Annotated in this window: 14 protein-coding genes and 1 other RNA gene; 7 read left to right on the forward strand and 8 right to left on the reverse strand. The window is 68.8% G+C overall.

Annotated elements, in window-relative coordinates:
- The first annotated feature begins 64 nt into the window (after positions 1-64).
- A complete protein-coding gene (locus AC1D1T_RS06105; protein WP_477838916.1) occupies positions 65-379 on the forward strand; it encodes a DUF3325 domain-containing protein in 315 nt (104 codons plus the stop codon).
- Between the two features lie 73 nt (positions 380-452).
- Positions 453-1,577, forward strand: a complete 1,125-nt coding sequence (locus tag AC1D1T_RS06110; protein ID WP_477991638.1) for a hypothetical protein — start codon at positions 453-455, stop codon at positions 1,575-1,577.
- Between the two features lie 16 nt (positions 1,578-1,593).
- Here AC1D1T_RS06110 and AC1D1T_RS06115 read toward each other — a convergent pair whose 3' ends face one another.
- Positions 1,594-3,306 carry a M14 family zinc carboxypeptidase gene (locus AC1D1T_RS06115; protein ID WP_477826172.1) on the reverse strand — a complete coding sequence of 571 codons (1,713 nt, stop codon included), beginning with the start codon at positions 3,304-3,306 and terminating at the stop codon, positions 1,594-1,596.
- Positions 3,307-3,335: 29 nt separating this feature from the next.
- On the opposite strand from AC1D1T_RS06115, the gene AC1D1T_RS06120 reads away from it, so the two are divergent.
- Complete coding sequence (locus tag AC1D1T_RS06120; RefSeq protein WP_465113988.1) at positions 3,336-3,704, forward strand: DUF1801 domain-containing protein; 369 nt, start codon at positions 3,336-3,338, stop codon at positions 3,702-3,704.
- An 8-nt stretch (positions 3,705-3,712) separates the two neighbouring features.
- Here AC1D1T_RS06120 and AC1D1T_RS06125 read toward each other — a convergent pair whose 3' ends face one another.
- The 7 genes from AC1D1T_RS06125 to ompA form a co-directional block, all read right to left on the reverse strand.
- Positions 3,713-5,257 carry an Ig-like domain-containing protein gene (locus AC1D1T_RS06125; protein ID WP_477991640.1) on the reverse strand — a complete coding sequence of 515 codons (1,545 nt, stop codon included), beginning with the start codon at positions 5,255-5,257 and terminating at the stop codon, positions 3,713-3,715.
- A 127-nt stretch (positions 5,258-5,384) separates the two neighbouring features.
- The gene (locus tag AC1D1T_RS06130) at positions 5,385-7,277 is read right to left on the reverse strand and encodes an alpha/beta hydrolase family protein (RefSeq protein ID WP_477991642.1); all 1,893 of its coding nucleotides are present in this window, start codon (positions 7,275-7,277) and stop codon (positions 5,385-5,387) included.
- 89 nt (positions 7,278-7,366) lie between these two features.
- Positions 7,367-9,523 (reverse strand): PAS domain-containing hybrid sensor histidine kinase/response regulator, encoded by a 2,157-nt coding sequence (locus tag AC1D1T_RS06135; protein WP_477991644.1) that lies wholly within the window; start codon positions 9,521-9,523, stop codon positions 7,367-7,369.
- A gap of 204 nt (positions 9,524-9,727) precedes the next feature.
- Positions 9,728-10,130: a transfer-messenger RNA gene (gene ssrA, locus AC1D1T_RS06140) on the reverse strand.
- A 13-nt stretch (positions 10,131-10,143) separates the two neighbouring features.
- A complete protein-coding gene (gph, locus tag AC1D1T_RS06145) occupies positions 10,144-10,809 on the reverse strand; it encodes a phosphoglycolate phosphatase (RefSeq protein ID WP_477826541.1) in 666 nt (221 codons plus the stop codon).
- Positions 10,806-11,507: a bifunctional 2-polyprenyl-6-hydroxyphenol methylase/3-demethylubiquinol 3-O-methyltransferase UbiG gene (gene ubiG / locus AC1D1T_RS06150; protein WP_477826542.1), complete on the reverse strand. Its 702-nt coding sequence runs from the start codon at positions 11,505-11,507 to the stop codon at positions 10,806-10,808. The genes gph and ubiG overlap by 4 nt, the downstream gene beginning before the upstream one ends.
- A 138-nt stretch (positions 11,508-11,645) precedes the next feature.
- Positions 11,646-12,323, reverse strand: a complete 678-nt coding sequence (ompA, locus tag AC1D1T_RS06155; protein ID WP_047505854.1) for an outer membrane protein OmpA — start codon at positions 12,321-12,323, stop codon at positions 11,646-11,648.
- 277 nt (positions 12,324-12,600) lie between these two features.
- Between ompA and gyrA the strand changes: the two genes are divergently transcribed.
- The 4 genes from gyrA to pheA are packed head-to-tail and all read left to right on the forward strand — an operon-like array spanning position 12,601 to position 18,175.
- Entirely contained in the window at positions 12,601-15,255 is a 2,655-nt protein-coding gene (gene gyrA / locus AC1D1T_RS06160; RefSeq protein WP_465113996.1) for a DNA gyrase subunit A, read from the forward strand.
- Positions 15,255-15,917 carry a DUF2059 domain-containing protein gene (locus AC1D1T_RS06165; RefSeq protein ID WP_465113997.1) on the forward strand — a complete coding sequence of 221 codons (663 nt, stop codon included), beginning with the start codon at positions 15,255-15,257 and terminating at the stop codon, positions 15,915-15,917. The genes gyrA and AC1D1T_RS06165 overlap by 1 nt, the downstream gene beginning before the upstream one ends.
- Positions 15,918-15,969: 52 nt before the next feature.
- Complete coding sequence (serC, locus tag AC1D1T_RS06170; protein WP_477827446.1) at positions 15,970-17,076, forward strand: 3-phosphoserine/phosphohydroxythreonine transaminase; 1,107 nt, start codon at positions 15,970-15,972, stop codon at positions 17,074-17,076.
- Positions 17,069-18,175, forward strand: a complete 1,107-nt coding sequence (gene pheA, locus AC1D1T_RS06175) for a prephenate dehydratase (RefSeq protein ID WP_477991647.1) — start codon at positions 17,069-17,071, stop codon at positions 18,173-18,175. Before serC ends, pheA begins: the two co-directional genes overlap by 8 nt.
- Positions 18,176-18,177: the final 2 nt, after the last annotated feature.

Consider the following 18,177-nt stretch of genomic DNA (forward strand, 5'->3'; position numbering starts at 1 on the left):
GTCGCCGAGACCGGCGCAGCGGCCCCGGACGACGCGGAGACCGCGAATGCCTAAGGGCCTGCTGTTGACCCTCGCACTGCTGTGCAGCGCCGGCGGCATCGCGTGGCTGGCGCTGGCGATGGAGGTGCACTGGCAGCAGGTGCGCGCCAGCGCGGCCGGGCCGGACCGGCGCACCGCGATCGGCCTGCGCGTGCTGGGCGGCGCCGCGTTGGCGGTGTCGTTCGGGGCCTGCCTGCTCGCCGATCACGTGACGATGGCAGTGCTGGTGTGGGTGATGTCGCTGGCGGCATCCGCCCTGCTGGTGGCGCAGGCGCTGGCCTGGCGACCCCGCTGGCTCGCGTGGCTGACAGCACCCTGGGCGGGAAGGCAATCCCACTGACGCGCAGTGCCTTTCCGCCGGGCGCGGCCGAGAATGGCGCCGCGCCATCGGGGCGTTCCACGGGAGAGGTTCGATGAAGACGACGAAGCTGCTGCAGGTTGCGGCGGGGGGCCTGGTGTCGCTGCTGACCGCCACGTCGGCATGCGCCGCGGGCTGGACGCTGACCGACCTGGGCACGGTGGGCGGCGCCGCCAGCGTCGCGGACGGCATCAACAACGCGGGCCAGGTCGTCGGCTATGCCGAAGCGGCCGACGGTTCGCCCCGCGCGGTGATCTGGACGGCCGGCATCGCGACCGTGCTGAGCCCGGGGCTCGGCCGCGCCCTCGCCGTCAATGCCAGCGGCGTGGCGGCGGGCAGCGTGCTCAGCGCCGACGGCACGGCGACCGATGCCGCGCTGCTGTCGCCCGCCGGCGTGGCCGACGTGGGCACGCTGGGCGGCAGCTTCGCGATCGTCGTCGGGATCAACGACAGCGGCCAGTTCGCCGGCTACTCGCGCCGCGCCGACGGCAAGGACCACGCCTTCCTCGCCACCGCCGCCGGCATGGCGGACCTGGGCACCTACGGCGGCGACTACAGCCAGGCGTATGCGATCAACAACGCCGGGCTGGTCGTCGGCTCCGCGTACGACGCCGCGGGCAAGTCGCGCTGCTTCCTGTCGAGCGGCGGCGGCCTGGTCGATCCGGGCACGCTGGGCGGCACGTTCTGCAATGCCTTCGCGGTGAACGACAGCGGCCAGGTCACCGGCAGCAGCGCCACCGCGGCCGGGATCGGCCATGCGTTCCTTCTTGGCGCGCAGGGCATGGTTGACCTGGGCACGCTGGGCGGCAGCAGCAGCCTCGGCAAGGCGATCAACCGGCACGGCCACGTCGTCGGCTCGGCACGCACGGCCGCCAACCAGACGCATGCCTTCCTGCACGACGGCACGACGATGGCAGACCTGGGCACGCTGGGCGGCACCACCAGCATCGCGACCGGCGTCAATGCGCAGGGCCAGGTCGTCGGCAACTYGACGATCGCCAGCGGCGCGAAGCAGCCGTTTTTCTACGCCGGCGGCGTGATGGTCAACCTGAACACCGCGGTGCCGGGGCTGTCGAACATCAACGCCGACAAGCTGTACCTGAACGATGCGGGGCAGATCGCCGGCACCGGCACCATCGGCGGCCAGCAGCACGCGTTCGTGCTGACGCCGCTCCCCTGATCGAGCGCGCGGCAGCTCAGGCTTGCGGCAGCTCGAGCAGGCGCAGCACCGGATACAGCCGCCACTCGGGCTCCGCATAGCGCTGCGCGGCGAGGAAGATGAAGCCGAGCACCGCATCGCGATCGCCGAGCAAGCCGGGGTGGGCCGCCTTCCATGCCTCGAAGCGATCGCGCAGGCCAGGCTCTTCGGCCAGCAGCCGCTCGGCCTCGTCCTCGAACACGTAGTCGCTGAAGGCCTCCTTCCTGTCGAGCACGCTGTCGAAGAACGCCCAGCGGAACAGGCTGTCGATGCCCAGCGGCTCCAGCACCTCGACGATGAAGCGGTCGTGCGGCCCGCCGAGCGGCACCAGCCAGTCGCCTTCGGCCACGTCGAAGAGGCGGGCCTCGGTCTCGACCTCCAGCTCATCGTGCAGGTGCCGGCCTTCGAACGGCGCCCGCCGTTTCTCGAAGTGCACGATGCGGCAGGCCTCGGCCCGCACGCGGTCGGCGCGCGCCACGCGCTGCAGGCTCACCCCGTGCGCCTGCAGGCGCAGCACCACGTCGTGCCAGGCCTGCGGCAGCAGGTAGGCACGCGGCGGCCGCACGCTGGCGGTGGGCTGCCAGCGGTCGAAGTACGCGATGTCCTTCTCCCACGGCGCCTTCCGGTCGTAGCGCAAGCGCTGGTAGCTGCCGAGGCGGCTCGGTTCATGCACCGCGGTGAAGCCGCCGAAGCGCACGGGCCGGCTGCGCTGCAGGTCGAGCTGCCAGTCGAGCGCGACCGGCGCGCCACCCGCGATCGCCGCGCGATCGGCCGCACGCGCGGCGCGGATCGCGTCACCGTGCGCCACGGTGTGCGCAAGCGCCGCTTCCACCAGCGCGCGCGTGCCGTGGTAGCGCGCCTCGAACGGCTTCAGCATGTGCGTCTCGGGCATGAAGCCGATCGTGTGGTGCAGCGCCGCGTAGCCGGTGGAGAAGCGCGGCGAGTCGAGGAAGTCGGCAATGCCGTCGTCCGGGATCTCCTTCAGCGTGTTCACGTACGGGCACATCGGGAAGCCGCGCTGCGCCATGCCGGCGTACAGCGCGGGCAGCATCGCCTCGCGCAGGTGCGCGCCGGTGCGGCCGCCGAGCTTGTCGGGCTGGGTCGCGATCAGCGTCACCACGTGCTGGTAGTCGGCACCGTTCGAGGTGTGGGTGTCGACCATCACGTCCGGGTCCCAGCGGGTGAACACCTGCGCGAAGCTGCGGGTGTTCAGGCTGTCGGCCTTGATGAAATCGCGGTTCAGGTCGAGGTGGCGCGCATTGCCGCGGAAGCCGAAGGCCTCCGGCCCGTTCTGGTTGACACGGCTGGTGTCCTGCCGGTTCAGCGCCCCGTCGACGTTGTAGACGGGGATGTAGACCAGCACGGTGCGCCCGAGTGCCGCGCGCCGTGCCGGATCGAGGCACAGGTCGCGCAACAGCGCCATGCAGGCGTCGATGCCTTCGGGCTCGCCAGGGTGGATGCCGTTGTTGTTGAAGAACACCGGGCGCCCGGCGGCCTTCACCGCCTGCGGATCGAAGACGCCGTCGGTCGAGAACACGCCGACGTGGATCGGCACGCCGGCGTCGGATCTTCCGGCCTCTTCGAAGCGCAGCCACCCACCGAACGCCTGCGCCAACCGCTGGTGGAAATCGATGCAGGCGCGCCAGGTGGTGGTCTGGTTGCCGTTGCCCCGCTCGAACGGGGTTGCCCAATCGTCGTGATGGATGTCCATCGCCGAAGTCTAGGCGGTACGATCATGCGATGCCGACACCCTCCGAACTCATCGACGAGAAGATCGCGGGCCTCGCCGACTGGCGCGGCGAGATGCTCTCGAAGCTCCGCAAGCTGATCACGCAATCCGACCGCGGCGTCACCGAGGAATGGAAATGGGGCACCGCCGCCTGGTCGCACCACGGGCTGATCTGCACCGGCGAGACCTACAAGAAGGCCGTCAAGCTGACCTTCGCGAAGGGCGCCTCGGTGCCCGACCCCGCGGGCCTCTTCAACTCCAGCCTCGACGGCAACGTGCGCCGCGCGATCGACTTCCACGAAGGCGACAAGCCGGACGCCGAAGCGCTGAAGGCCTTGTTCCGCGCCGCGATCGCGGTGAACAAGGCGTCGGCGTCCTGACCAGGCCTTCAGTCGCCGATGTGAATCGTCACCACCGCGGCACCGACGCCGCCGTGCCGGTCGGTGACGGCGTAGACGAAGTAGTCGACGCCGCTGGTCATGCCTACGGGCGGCGTATAGGTGACGGTGCGGCCGTTCAACACCGCCTGGCCGCCGAAGCTGGTGGCCGTGCCGGGCAACGCGTATGACAACGGCCCCCATCCGCGGTCGTGCGTGAGCCGGGACAGGTGAATCTGCGCGGGCACGCCGGCGGCCGTGCGGATCTCGGTGGAGGCCGCGTGGGGCGGCGTGTCGCGGCCGAGCGCGGCCACGCGCTGGTCGAGCCAGCCGGTGATGGATCCGATGACCGTGTTCTCGATGCCCAGGAAGCCGTGGTAGGCCAGCGGCCCGCAGACATCGGGCGACACGCCGTTGCCCGAGGTGGTGACGCGCACGCCGCCGGTGCCGATGCTGAACGACGCATCGTTGCCCGCGGCGACCAGGCTGTCGTAGAACGCGCGCGATCCGGCCGGCGAGACGCCGGCGCAGCCGTCCTCGGCATGCCACACCACCTGCGTGGGACGGCGCACGTACGAGGGCTGCAACATGGGCACGCCAGGCTTGCCCACCCACAGGCGGTGAGTGCCGTCACTGAGGTCCAGGGTGACGGTGCTGGAGCTGACGATGCCGGTGGCGATGAGGTTCTGCGCCACCACCGAGATCGCGCCGCGGCTGGTGCCGGACAGGAACACGGGCAGGCGGCCGGTGCCGAGCGATTCGAGCACGCGGAGGATGTCGACCGCATGGTCGACCGACACGCGGTAGTAGTCGGTCGCGGTGGTCACGTTCGTCGAGCCGGGCACCAGGCGCGGGCCGGGCACCGGCCGGTCCAGCGCCACGGCGAGGTAGCCCGCATCGGCCACGAGTTGTGCGGTGCGCACGACGAAGTTGTTGGCACCGCCGGTCACGTCGCCGGCGCCGGTGTCCAGGTTGCCGCGGATGGCCATGTTGAAGTCGCCGCCGCCGAGCAGCACCACCACCGCCTTCGGCGGCCTGCCGTCGGACGGCCAGTTGACGAAGTAGTCCATCGTCACCGGGCCGTCGATCGAGACGCGGGTGGTGGTGCTGCCGTAGTAGGCGCAGCCGTTGGACTTGGTGCGCGTGGCCAGCACGCCCTCCGGCGTGACGGTGCTGTCCTGCCGGCAGGTGGCCAGCGTGGCATCGCCGTAGACCACCAGGCGGGCCGTGCCTTCGACGGCGAGGCCGCCCCGGTCGGTGACGCGGTAGGTGAAGGAATCGGTGCCCGCGGTGGCCGGGGCGGCGTAGATCACGTGCCGGCCATCGGGCGAGACGGCGGCCGAGCCGGACTGCGGTGCCGACAGCAGCTCGATGCGGTGCGGGCCGCGCTGGTCGGCGTCGTCGACCAACGGCTTCAGCGTGACGACGCTGTCCGTGTGGACGGCGCGGCGGATCTCGGTGAATGTCGGGACATCGTTGCCCGGGCGGGGGTGGGCGTGGACAGCCGCCGCAGCGGCCACGAGCGCCAGGGCGGCGAGGGTTGCTTTCAAGGTCATGGGGGACTCCTCCGTGAGTGGCGGGGAGCGTACGACCAAGATTCGAGCGCCTCAAACCCTCTTGCGGGGGAGCCCTGCCAGGCCCGGCCGCAATTGCTGCCACCGCCTCGTCGGACGCGTCGCCGCGTCAGGGCTTCCCGGCGGGAGCGGGATTCGCGGCGAGGTGGCGGCCGAGAAATTCGAGGAGGGCCGTGTAGTAGCGCACGCGCGACTTCGTCGACGAGAAGCCATGCCCGTCGTCGTCGAACCACATCCATTCCACCGGCTGGCCGGCGCGCTTGAGCGCGTCCACCATCGCCTTGCTTTGCGAGAACAGCACGCGCCGGTCCAGGTTGCCATGCGCGATGAAGATCGGGATGCGCAGGCGATCCGCATGCTTGAGCGGCGAGACCTCGTCCAGCGCGCCGCGGTTCTTGTCGGGGTCGCCAATGCGATCGCGTGAGACCTCGCGCGAGAGAACGGTCGAGTCGTCCCACCAGCCGCTCGACAGCATGTCGGCCAGGTCGCTGACACCCGCGAAGCTGGCGGCGCAGCGGTACAGCGTGGGCGTCTTGATGGCGCCCCACATCGCCGCGTAGCCGCCGTAGCTGGCCCCGACGATGCACACCCGCGCGGGATCGGTGATCTTTTCCTGGATGAGGTGCTGGACGCCGTCGGTGATGTCGTCCTGCATGCTGCGGCCCCACTGGCGGTAGCCGGCATCCTCGAAGCGGCGGCCGAACCCCGTGGAGCCGCGAAACTGCGGCTGGAAGACCACGTAGCCGGAGTCCGCAAGCATCTGGACCTCGTCGTCCCACTCCCACCGGTCGCGAACATTCGGGCCGCCGTGGATCAGCACCACGGTGGGTGCCGGCGCATCGGAGCCGGTGGGCCGCGTCAGGTACGCCGGAATGCTCAGGCCGTCGCGCGCGGCGTACCGCATCGTCTGCTTGGGATGCATGCCAGCCGGATCGATCTTCGGCATCGCCGCGACGATCTCGCTCAGCTTGAACGTCTGCGTGTCCAGCACGTACCAGCGGCCCGGATCGACATCGCCATAGGAGGTGACCAGCACACGCCCGTTCTTGTCGCCCTGCAGGTCGTTGGTGCGCCCCGGCAGCGCGGCATCGATGCTGGTCTGCAGGCCCGCCCAGCGCGCGTCGAACCAGTAGGTGTGCGGGCGCAGGCCGCCGGTGATGACACGCTCGACGTTCGGCGCGTTGAGCCCTTCGATCAGCAGGATGTCGTCTTGCGCATGCGCCGCCATCACCTCGACATGCCGACGCGAGACGGTGTCGTACTTGAAGACGGCCCAGTTGTCGCGCCCCTGCCGCGATGCCACCGCCAGGGTATCGGCCTGCGGCAGCACGTCGAAGGGGTACCAGACCTCGTTGAATGCACTCGCCGGCCACTCCTGCAGGAGTTGCCAGTCCTCGGTCGACGCGCGGCGGTACCAGTTGCTGATCTTCGCGGTGCCGGACCAGCGGCTCGAATCGATCATCTGGACCGCGCGCAGTTCGCCCGATTCGTCGAAGGCCCAGGCCGCGAGCTTGCCGGACAACGAGACGCGGAACTTCTGCCGGCTGCCGGTGCGTGCGTTCACCAGATCGATGTCGTTGTCGTCGACGTCGCGGTAGACCAACACCGATTCGGCCAGCGGTCCGGTCTTGCTCATGCGCCGGATGAAGCGCTCGCCAAGCGTGGCGACCTGCTTGCCGGACAGGTCGATCGAGAACGACTCGCGGTTGTTGTAGTCGACCGCGAGAAGGTCGTTGGCCACCCAGTTCACCGCGATCGGGATCAGGGCGGATCGGTACCGCGGATCGTGCTCCGGCTTGGCCAGGAGCCGTGGCTGAGCCGCATCGCTCTCGAGGTCGATCAGGAAGGCGGCCGTGGCCGTCTTGACGTAGGCGATGCCCGCGACGTAGCGGCCGTCGGGAGACAGACTGAGCGAGCCCACCTGGGTGCCGGGCTCGGCCAGTGCGAGAAACGGGGCGGCCAGCAGGATCGCGGTCGCGAGGATGCGGGTGAGCATGTTCATGCGGGGAATTGTCGCTGGCGGATTGCTGCGCCCGCTGCGACCAAGGCCCGGCAGCACTGCGCCGTCGAACAAAAAATCGCAGCGGCTCGCTAGCCAGGGCCACGCACTTCGGGGCGTGCCCAGCGTGCAATCGTCGCGAAGGCCTCGTCGACCCGGATCGGCTTCGCGATGTGGTCGTTCATGCCCGCCGCCAGCACCTTCTCCCGGTCCCCGACCATGGCGTTTGCGGTCATCGCGATGACCGGCACGTCCTTCAGGTGCGGCTGCTGGCGCAGCATCCGGGTCGCGGTATAGCCGTCCATCACCGGCATCTGGCAGTCCATCAGCACGCAGTCGAAACCCTGGCGCGCCAGGATGTCGAGCGCCTCCTGGCCATCGCACGCGACGCTGACGACGACGCCGGCCCGGCTCAGCAGGTCGAGCGCCAGCTCGCGGTTGATGGCGTTGTCTTCCACCAGCAGCACACGCGCACCGTTCAGGCGGGTGCGGTGCCGCTGCAGCGCCGCTTCGCGGTGGCCGGTGCGCGTCGGGTGGAGCGATTCGAGGTCCAGCGCCGCGAGGCAGGCGTCGAGCAGCGTCGACGGCGTGATCGGCTTGGTCAGCAAGGCACCGACGGCCAGGTGCTGCTGCTCCAGCCGCCGCTGGACTTCATCGCGGCAAAAGGCCGTCAGCATCAACACCGCGGGCGTCGGATGCCGCGCGGCGCGCGCGGCGAGCCGGCGCGCGCACTCCATGCCGTCCATCCCGGGCATCTGCCAGTCGAGCAACAGCAGGCGGTACGGCGCGTGGCGCTCGTCGGCGAGCGCGACCTTGCGCAGTGCGTCGGTGCCGTCGGCCGCGGTATCGGCGTCCAGGCCCAGCGCAGCGGCCATGCCGGCCAGCACCTCGCGTGCGGCTGCGTTGTCGTCCACGATCAGCACGCGGGCACCGCGCAAGCCCTCGTGGCGCAGCGCGGGTATCGGCGCGGGCGGCTCGGCTTGCAGGCCCAGGCGCAGGCTGAAATGGAACCGGCTGCCGCGGCCCGGTTCGCTGTCGACGGCGATCTCGCCGCCCATCAGCCGCACCAGGTGCAGGCTGATCGCCAACCCCAGGCCGGTGCCGCCGTACCGGCGCGTGGTGGCGGCGTCCGCCTGCGAGAACGGCTCGAACAGGCGGTGCTGCTGCTCGGCCGTCATGCCGATGCCGGTGTCGCGCACCTCGAAGCGCAGTTGCACCGAGCTGCTGTCGCGATCGATCACCTCGATGGACACCAGCACTTCCCCGCGCTCGGTGAACTTGACGGCGTTGTTGCCGAGGTTGAGCAGCACCTGGCCGAGGCGGGAGGGGTCGCCCATCAGTGCGGCCGGCAAATCGGGCGGTTCGACGAACAGCAGCTCCAGGCCTTTTTCCTGGGCCCGCAGGCCGACGGTGTTGGCCAGGTTGTCCATCACGCTGCCGATGCTGAACGGGATGAGCTCCAGGTCCAGCTTGCCCGCCTCGACCTTCGAGAAGTCGAGAATGTCGTTGATGATGCCCAGCAGCGATTCGGCCGACGCGTGCACCTTCTGGACGTAGTTGGACTGCTGCGGGTTCAGCCCGCTCTGCAGCGCCAGGTACGACATGCCGAGGATCGCGTTCATCGGCGTGCGGATCTCGTGGCTCATGTTGGCCAGGAACTCGCTCTTCGCGCGCGTGGCGGACTCGGCCGTGTGCTGGGCCCGCTTCAGGTCGGAGATGTCGAGCGAGATGCCGCCGATGGCGTCAGGCCTGCCGCTGCTGTCGTGCAAGGGGAAGACATGGGTCTGGAAGGTGCGCATCTCGCCGTCCGCGCCGGGCATGCGATGTTCCGCGCGCAGCACCTGGCCCTGGGTGGAGACGCGCCGGTCCTCGACCGCCATGCGCTCGGCGTTGGCCCGGTCGAGCAGGTCGCTGTCGCACTTGCCCACCAGCGACTCGCCCGCATGGCCGAGGACGCTCGCGAGCAGCGCGTTGTGGCGCAGGTAGCGGCCTTCGAGGTCTTTCACGTAGATGGCGGCCGGCACGTTCTCGATGATGGCCTGCAAGGCGTTGCGGCTGCGTTCGAGTTCGGCGGTGCGCGCCGCCAGCCGTTGATGGGCAAGGCGCAGGCGCAGCAGCATGACGGTGGCGCCGACCAGCAGGACCACGCCGGCGAGCAGGCCGATCCACAGCCATCGCGGGTGCAGCCCGGCTGCGTCGTCGGCACCTTGGGCGAAGGCCTCACCGGTCGTGGCGGCGAAAAGGCACAAGCCGGCTCCGAGCAGGCACTCTGCCCGGCAGCTACCGTATCCCGGCCGAATGAGTTTCATCGCACGAAACACCCAGTGTCGACGCGGGCCCAGTGTAGAGCGCCGGCTTCGCCGCCACACGGGTAGTGCCGCGCAACAAAAAAGCCCTGGCGCATCGCTGCGTCAGGGCTTCTTGCACTTCATGGTCCTCGTCGGACCTTCATCTGGTGGAGCCGGCGGGAATCGAACCCGCGTCCGCAAGCCATCATCGAGTAGATCTACATGTGTAGCTGACTGATTTGGTTTTGAGGACAGTGGTCGCGCAGCAGCACGCTACCCCCATCCCGAGTCACTTGATTTAGCCCTTGAACCGAGTGACCCGGCTCAGAGCGATTCCATGTGAATGACTTCGCAGCTCTCAGGTTGCCCCTCAAGCCCAGCCCATGGACGTGCTGTTGCGAAGCCCACCGGTATTACGCGGCGGGGGGTAGCCCTTAGGCGGGGTTTAAGCCGCTTGCAGGAACTTTTCGTCGTTCGCAGTTGATGCGATCCAGTGGTTTTACGAGCGAACTGGTGCTCGACATGCACTATCCCGAATCCGCACCCGCGTCGAAACCAGGTCGGCCCCAGGACTGCGTAGTTTAGGCCATCGCCAGCAGCTTCAAGAGCTCATTTGGGGCATGGACCACATGCTGCGCGCCCCACGCCTGCACCGGCTCGCCGACACCCAGGTAGCCCCAGGCCGCAGCCACCGTCGCCATGCCGGCCGCGTGCCCCGCCTGCACGTCGCGCAGGTCATCGCCGACGTACACGCAGTCATCCGCCGCCACGCCCATCTGCCGCGCCGCCTCCAGCAGCGGCGCCGGGTGCGGCTTCGAATGCGGCGTCGTGTCGCCGCTCACCACCGCGCCGGCCCGCACATCGAGTCCCAGCGCCTTCACCAGCGGGTTCGTGAAACGCTGCGCCTTGTTCGTGACGATGCCCCAGCGCAGGCCGAGCGCCTCGATCGCGTCCAGCATCGCCGGCACCGCATCGAACGCGCGCGTGTGCTGCGTCATGCGCTGCTCGTAGCGGTCGAAGAACTCGTCGCGCAGCGCGATGAAGCCTTCGTCCGCCGGCACCACGCCGAGCGCGATGCCGATCATGCCGCGCGCCCCCGATCCCACCATCGGCCGGAACTGCTCGAACGGCAGCGGCGCGAGGCCGCGCGCCGCGCGCATGTCGTTGCCGGTGCCGGCCAGGTCGGGCGCACTGTCGATCAGGGTGCCGTCCAGGTCGAACAGCACCGCCTTCACGCGCAGGCTCACAGCGGCTTCCTGCAGGCGAACAGGTAGTTCACGCTGGTGTCGGCCGAGAGCCAATAGCGCCCGGTCAGCGGGTTGTATTCCATGCCCCGCGTGCCTTCCAGCGCCAGCCCGGCGCTGCGTGCCCATTGCGCCAGTTCGCTCGGCTTGATGAAGCGCGCGTACTCGTGCGTGCCTTGCGGCAGCAGCTTCAGCAGGTACTCGGCACCGACGATCGCGAACATGAACGCCTTCGCATTGCGGTTGATCGTCGAGAAGAACACCCAGCCGCCCGGCTTCGCGAGCGTCGCGCAGGCCTGCACGATCGACGACGGGTCGGGCACGTGCTCCATCATCTCCATGCAGGTGACCACGTCGAACTGCCCCGGCGCCTCGGCCGCCAGCGCCTCGGCCGCCACCTCGCGGTATTCGATGCCGGTGGTGCCGGCTTCCATCGCATGCAGCTGCGCCACCTTCAGCGCCTTGCCGGCGAGATCGATGCCCAGCACGTCGGCGCCCTTGCGCGCCATCGAATCCGCGAGGATGCCGCCGCCGCAGCCGACATCGAGCACCCGCTTGCCCTTCAGCGCAGCGAGCCGGTCGATCCACTCCAGCCGCAGCGGGTTGATCTGGTGCAGAGGGCGGAACTCGCTGTCGGGATCCCACCAGCGATGAGCCAGGTCGCTGAATTTGGCGAGCTCTTGAGGGTCGGCGTTGATCATGAGGGCGTCAGTTTGACATGTCGGGGCTGACATATTCGAAGCAGAGGCTGAGCAGAGGAATCGCCCCGCAGCAGGTATTCCCCGCGAAAACAAAAAACCCCGCCGAGGCGGGGTTTGTGGTGCATCAGCCGAGGCCGATCACTTGTTGCGCGTACCGACCACTTCGATTTCCACGCGGCGGTTCTTCGCGCGGCCTTCGGCGGTCTTGTTGTCGGCGACAGGCTGCTTCTTGCCCTTGCCTTCGGTGTACACGCGGTTCTTCTCGATGCCCTTGCTCACCAGGTAGGTCTTGACCGACTCGGCGCGAGCGACAGACAGCTTCTGGTTGGCAGCGTCGCCACCGATCGCGTCGGTGTGGCCGACGGCGATGATGACTTCGAGGTTCACGCCCGAGGTCTTGCTGACCAGGTCGTCCAGCTTCGTCTTGGCTTCCGGCTTCAGCGTCGACTTGCCGAAGTCATAGAAAGCGTCAGCGGCGAAGGTGACCTTTTCGGAGACCGGAGCGACCGGCACGACGACCGGTGCGGGGGGCGGTGCGACCGGGGCCGGAGCCGCCGGGGCCGGGGCGGGAGCCGGGGCCTGTGCAACCGGAGCCGGTGCAGGCGGCGGCTTCAGCGCGCCGTCGCAAGCCTGGTTGGCAGTCGCCGGCGTCCAGTTGGCATCACGCCAGCAGAGTTCGTTGGAGCCATTCTTCCAGGGAAGGCCGGTGCTGTTGACCCAGTTGTCAGCACCGTTGGACTGCGCGAACGCAACAGACGCGGAAGCGGCGAGTGCGGCGGTTGCGAAGAGCGATGCCACTTTATTCAGTTTCTTCATGATTCTCCTCTTGAGGAATGTCGCAGATGGCCTGCAAAACGTCCAAACCGGAATCGGAAAGGTACGGTGAAACCCTCGGTTCCGAGCGCCCACCACCGTCGACTGATTGTGCCATAGGGCCTCTAGCGCCCCGGATTTTGGCCCGGGGTCGCGGCTTCGTCCTACGAGAGTCGAATCAGATGTTGCGCAAGCACTACAACGGCCGCGAATTAGAATCGCGGATTGCGCTCACGGGCCCGCCAGCGCCCGTCTTCTCCGGCTCCGCCGACGACCTCGAATGACCCAGTTCGCCAAGGAAACCCTGCCGATCAGCCTCGAAGAGGAAATGCGCCGCTCGTACCTCGACTACGCGATGAGCGTGATCGTGGGGCGCGCACTGCCCGATGCGCGCGACGGCCTGAAGCCGGTGCACCGCCGCTCCCTGTTCGCGATGCACGAACTGAACAACGACTGGAACCGGCCCTACAAGAAGTCGGCCCGTATCGTCGGCGACGTGATCGGCAAGTACCACCCGCACGGCGACCAGTCGGTCTACGACACCATCGTCCGGCTGGCGCAAGACTTTTCGATGCGCCACATGCTGGTCGACGGCCAGGGCAACTTCGGCTCGGTCGACGGCGACAACGCCGCGGCGATGCGCTACACCGAAATCCGCCTCTCGAAGATCGCGCACGAGCTGCTCGCCGACCTCGACAAGGAAACGGTCGACTTCGGCCCCAACTACGACGGCTCCGAGAAAGAGCCGCTGGTGATGCCCACGCGGATGCCCAATCTGCTGGTCAACGGCTCCGGCGGCATCGCGGTCGGCATGGCCACCAACATCCCGCCGCACAACCTCAACGAGGTGATCGACGGCTGCCTTCACCTGCTGAAGAACCCCGAGGCCACGATCGACGAGCTGATCGAGATCATCCCGGCGCCTGACTTCCCCACCGCCGGCATCATCTACGGCACCAGCGGCGTGCGCGACGGCTACCGCACCGGCCGCGGCAAGGTCGTGATGCGCGCGAAGTGCCATTTCGAAGACATCGACAAGGGCTCGCGCCAGTCGATCATCGTCGACGAGATCCCGTACCAGGTGAACAAGAAGACCCTGCTCGAGCGCATGGCCGAGCTGGTCCACGAGAAGAAGATCGAGGGCATCAGCCACATCCAGGACGAGTCCGACAAGTCGGGCATGCGCGTCGTGATCGAGCTGAAGCGCGGCGAAGTGCCCGAGGTCGTGCTGAACAACCTCTACAAGCAGACGCAGCTGCAGGACACCTTCGGCATCAACATGGTCGCGTTGATCGACGGCCAGCCGAAGCTCTGCAACCTCAAGGACCTGGTCAGCATCTTCCTCGAGCACCGCCGCGAGGTCGTGACCCGCCGCACCGTGTTCGAGCTGCGCAAGGCGCGCGAGCGCGGCCATGTGCTCGAAGGCCTGGCGGTGGCGCTGGCCAACATCGACGAGTTCATCGAGACGATCAAGACCTCGCCGACCCCGCCGGTCGCGAAGGCCGCGCTGATGAGCAAGTCGTGGGATTCCTCGCTGGTGCGCGACATGCTCTCGCGCGCCGAGGGCGAGACCCCGGGCGGGCGCGACGCCTACCGCCCCGAAGGCCTGCCGCGCCAGTACGGCATGCAGGCCGACGGCCTGTACCGCCTCTCCGACGACCAGGCCGGCGAGATCCTGCAGATGCGCCTGCAGCGCCTGACCGGCCTCGAGCAGGACAAGATCGTCGGCGAGTACAAGGAAGTGATGGCGCAGATCGCCGACCTGCTGAACATCCTCGCCACGCCGTCGCGCGTGACGACGATCATCACCGAGGAGCTGATCGCCATCAAGCTGGAGTTCGGCCAGACCAAGCTCGGCGCGCGCCGCAGCCAGATCGAGCACAACGCGCAGGATCTGGGCACCGAAGACCTGATCACGCCGACCGACATGGTCGTGACGCTCTCGCACACCGGCTACATCAAGAGCCAGGCGCTGTCCGAATACCGCGCGCAGAAGCGCGGCGGCCGCGGCAAGCAGGCCACGCAGACCAAGGAAGACGACTGGATCGACCAGCTCTTCATCGCGAACACGCACGACTACATCCTGTGCTTCACCAACCGCGGCCGCGTCTACTGGCTGAAGGTCTGGGAGGTGCCGCAGGGCTCGCGCAATTCGCGCGGCAAGCCGATCGTCAACATGTTCCCGCTGCAGCAGGGCGAGAAGGTCAACGTGGTGCTGCCGCTGACCGACGGCTTCCGCAGCTTCCCGGCCGACCACTTCGTGTTCATGTCGACCGCGCAGGGCGTGGTCAAGAAGACCGCGCTCGACGAATTCAGCAACCCGCGCAAGGCCGGCATCATCGCGGTCGACCTCGACGAGGGCGACTTCCTGATCGGCGCCGCGCTCACCGACGGCAAGCACGACGTGATGCTGTTCAGCGACGGCGGCAAGGCGGTGCGCTTCGATGAAGACGACGTGCGCGCGATGGGCCGCGGCGCCCGCGGCGTGCGCGGCATGATGCTCGACGACGGCCAGAGCGTGATCGCGATGCTGGTCGCCGAGGACGAGACGCAAAGCGTGCTGACCGCCAGCGAGAACGGCTACGGCAAGCGCACGAGCATCGTCGAGTACACCCGCCACGGGCGCGGCACGAAGGGCATGATCGCGATCCAGCAGACCGAGCGCAACGGCAAGATCGTCGCCGCGACGCTGGTGCGCCCGGACGACGAGATCATGCTGATCACCGACAAGGGCGTGCTGGTGCGCACCCGGGTCTCCGAGATCCGCGAGCTGGGCCGCGCAACGCAGGGCGTCACGCTGATCGCGCTCGACGGCGGGTCGAAACTGAGCGGCCTGCAGCGCATCGTCGAGAACGATGCCAATGCGGACGGAACCGAGTCCGGGGAAGCCCCCGGCGATGGCACGGGCGACGCCCCGACGGAAGGGGAAGCCTGATGAACCGCCACCTGATCACGATCGCGCTGCTGGGCAGCACGGCGCTGGGCGCCTGGGCCCAGTCGACTCCGGCCACGCCGGCCACCGCATCGGCCCCCGCCACGCCGTCCAGCCCTGCGAAGAAGGCCCTGGTGCAGCGCGTGCTGACGCTGCAGCAGCCGGCGCTCGAGAACACCGCCCGCGAGGTGGCCGAGCGCCCGGCGATGCAGCTCACGAACGCCGCGCAGCAGTACCTGCAGCAGCGCGTGCCGGCCGACAAGCGCGAAGCCATGTGGACGCAGGTGCAGGCGGCCGTGCGCAAGTACCTGGCCGAGGCGGTGCCGCTGGTCAAGGACCGCGCGCTGGCGCTGAGCCAGACGGCACTCGCCGGCATGCTCGACGAGCGCTTCACCGAAGACGAACTGAAGCAGCTGGTCGCGACGCTCGAGAACCCGGCCTTCAAGAAGTTCCAGCAGGCGATGCCCGAGATCAGCGACAAGTTCGTGCAGAAGCTGATCGCCGATGCCGGCGCCTCGGTGGACCCGAAGCTGAAGGCGCTCGACATGAGCATCTCGACGGCGCTCGGCGTGCCGCCGGCCGCAACCGGCGCATCGGCGCCCGCAGCCGCCGCGCCGCGCGCCGCCAGGCCTGCCGCGCCCGCGGCCTCCAAGGCGGGGAAGTGACCCCAGGCGCCCCTCCCGTGACCCTTCTTCGCTGACCGACCGGATGAGCGCGATGCAACGCCCGTACAACTTCTCCGCCGGCCCGGCCGCGCTGCCCGAAGAGGTGCTGCGCCAGGCTGCGGCCGAAATGCTCGACTGGCACGGCTCGGGCATGAGCGTGATGGAGATGAGCCACCGCGGGCGCGAGTTCGCGAGCATCCACGAGCAGGCCGAGGCCGACCTGCGCGGGCTGCTGGCCGTGCCGGCGAACTTCCGCATCCTGTTCATGCAGGGCGGCGGCCTGGCCGAGAACGCGATCGTGCCGATGAACCTGTCGCGCGGCGGCGTGGTCGACGTCGTGGTCACCGGCGCGTGGTCGCAGAAGTCGTACAAGGAGGCGCAGCGCTATGCGCAGGCGCGCGTCGCCGCGAGCAATGCCGACGACCGGCACACCCGCATCCCGGCACCCGAGACCTGGTCGCTGAGCCCGGACGCGAGCTACGTGCATGTGTGCACCAACGAGACCATCCACGGTGTCGAGCTGCACACGCTGCCCGACCTCGCCGCGCTCGGCTCGAAGGCACCGCTCGTGATCGACTGCTCGTCGCACATCCTGTCGCGCGCCATCGACTGGTCGCGCGTGGGCCTGGCCTTCGCCGGCGCGCAGAAGAACATCGGCCCGGCCGGGCTGACGCTGGTGTTCGTGCGCGACGACCTGCTCGGCCATGCGCTGCCGATCTGCCCGAGCGCCTTCGACTACAAGACCGTGGCCGACAACGGCTCGATGTACAACACGCCGCCCACCTACTCGATCTACATCGCCGGGCTGGTGTTCCAGTGGCTGAAGGCGCAGCGCGAAGGCGCGGCCGCGGGCGTCGCGGCGATGGAGCAGCGCGCGATCGCCAAGGCCGGGCTGCTCTACGGCTACCTCGACGGCTCGGAGTTCTACGTGACCCACGTCGATCCCGGCAGCCGCTCGCGCATGAACATTCCCTTCTTCCTGCGCGACGAATCGCTGAACGACGCCTTCCTGGCCGGCGCGAAGGAGCGCGGGCTGCTGCAGCTGAAGGGCCACAAGAGCGTCGGCGGCATGCGCGCGAGCCTGTACAACGCGATGCCGCTGGCCGGCGTGCAGGCGCTGGTGGCGTACATGCGAGAATTCGCCGCGCGCCATGGCTGACCCGACACCTGCCCCCCACCCTGACCTGCTGGCCCTTCGCACCCAGATCGACCGCGTCGACAGAGAGTTGCTGGGCCTGCTGAACCAGCGCGCCCAGTTCGCGCTGCACGTCGGCGAGCTGAAGAAGAAGGAAGGCTCGGTCGCGTTCCGCCCCGAGCGCGAGGCCCAGGTGATCGACGGCCTGAAGCAGGTCAACCCCGGCCCGCTGGCCAACGACAGCGTCGCACCGATCTGGCGCGAGATCATGTCGGCCTGCCGCGCGCTCGAGACCCCCACCCGCGTCGCCTACCTCGGCCCGTCGGGCACCTTCAGCGAGCTCGCGGTGCTCGGCTTCTTCGGCTCGTCGATCGTCAAGGTGCCCTGCGCCAACTTCGACGAGGTGTTCCATGCCGTCAGCGCCGGCTCGGCCGACTTCGGCGTGGTGCCGGTCGAGAACTCGACCGAGGGCGTGGTCACGCGCTCGCTCGACCTGTTCCTGACGACGCCGCTGTTCATCATCGGCGAGACCAGCCTGTTCGTGCGGCACAACCTGCTGCGCCGCGAGAACGCGCTCGAGAACCTGACGGCCGTGTGCGCGCACCCGCAGGCATTGGCGCAGTGCCACGGCTGGCTCAGCAACCACCTGCCGAACGTCGAACGCCGCCCGGTCGCGAGCAATGCCGAAGGCGCCCGGCTCGCCCAGCAGGACGCCAGCATCGCCGCGATCGCGAGCGAACGTGCCGCCAGCGAGTTCGGCCTGCACATCGTCGCGCCGGCCATCCAGGACGACGCGCACAACCGCACCCGCTTCAYGGTACTCGCCCACCCGCACCAGCATCCGCAGCCGAAGGCCTCGGGCCACGACTGCACCAGCCTGATCGTGTCGGTGGCCAACAAGCCCGGCGCGGTGCACGACATGCTGGTGCCGCTGAAGCGCCATGGCGTCTCGATGACGCGTTTCGAATCCCGCCCTGCGCGGTCCGGCCAGTGGGAGTACTACTTCTACGTCGACCTGCAGGGCCACCCCGACGAGCCCCACGTCGCAGCCGCGTTGAGCGAGCTGCGCGAGGTGTGCGCCTTCTTCAAGGTGCTCGGCACCTATCCCATCGACGTCCATTGACC

The organism is Rhizobacter sp. P2_H3, from assembly GCF_056403355.1.